Below are 1,041 nucleotides of genomic sequence, written 5' to 3'. Positions count from 1 at the left end.
GTCGAGGACGCTGAAGTCCTTGTCGAGGCGCTGGAAACCACCGAGGCCGAGGCCGCCGCTGACACCGGTGAGGTAGCCCACCATGCCGTTGGTGTCGAGGTTCGCCTCGGGGGTGTCGCCGTTGAACGAGGTGAACGCGTTCGTCGTGGCGATGGTGATGGTGCCGCCGCTGCTGGCGCCCGCGTCGGGCGTGGCAGTGGTGGTGCAGCCGGCGAGCGCGAGCGCCGCGACGGCGACACCTGCTCCCGCCGCCAGGGCGCGCGTGCGCCGAGTCTTTTCAGACACTTTGCCTCCTGTGCAAGGTTTGACGGGCACCCCCGACCGTCGAAAAAGCACATGACGGTTGGGGGGCCGTGGATACGGAAACGATAGGTAAACGCTCTGCGTTGGTCAAAACTCCTGGGGAAACCGTTACATACCTTTAATTCGAGGGGCGCTTCGTGTGGCAATCTGACAACATGCCGCGCACTGTGGGCTTCAACGATCCCGGAATCGAACAAGACGGCTTCCGTCGTCGGAGGCTCCCCTGGGAGGTCGTGCTCGTCCTGCTCGTGAGCGTCGGGCAGTCCGCGATCTACTCGGTCGTCGCGTTCGTCCGGGCCGCGACGCGCGCCCCGATCGCCCAGCAGCAGACGCAGCTGAATCCCTCTCGGAGCGATGAGCCTTTCTGGGACGCCCTGTACCAGTTCCTCGGGATCTTCTTCTCCCTCGCGCTCGTCGCCCTCGCCGTGTACCTGCTGTGGGAGCCGGCCGACAACGCGTTGCGCCGCATCGGCCTGGACTTCCGGCGCTTCGGCTCCGACGTGCTGCGGGGCGTGGCCCTCGTCGCACTGATCGGCGTGCCGGGCATCGGCGTGTACGCCGTCGGGCGCCTCCTGGGGCAGAGCATCACGATCGTGCCCGCCCCGCTCGACTCGTCGTGGTGGGTGATCGCTCTGCTGGTCCTCGCGGCGCTGCGCGCGGGCCTCACCGAGGAGGTCATCTTCCTCGGCTACCTGTTCGACCGCCTGCGGCGCCTGGGCTGGTCGGGACGGGATCCTC

General features: G+C 67.5%; 1 protein-coding gene and 1 pseudogene. One reads left to right on the top strand and one right to left on the bottom strand.

Translation table 11 applies throughout. From position 1 onward, the window contains the following. Nucleotides 1–285 (bottom strand): annotated as a pseudogene (locus I5G_RS06730) (ABC transporter family substrate-binding protein); the annotation flags it as partial. 173 nt (nucleotides 286–458) lie between these two features. On the opposite strand from I5G_RS06730, the gene I5G_RS06725 reads away from it, so the two are divergent. Beyond that, nucleotides 459–1,041 (top strand): hypothetical protein (locus I5G_RS06725; RefSeq protein ID WP_022878373.1); only part of this gene is annotated, 583 nt, incomplete at its 3' end.

The sequence above is a fragment of the Microbacterium sp. B19 genome, assembly GCF_000333395.1.
Taxonomy (GTDB): domain Bacteria; phylum Actinomycetota; class Actinomycetes; order Actinomycetales; family Microbacteriaceae; genus Microbacterium.
The sequence above is the reverse complement of the archived record's forward strand: the minus strand, read 5'-3'. Positions and strand labels throughout refer to the sequence as shown.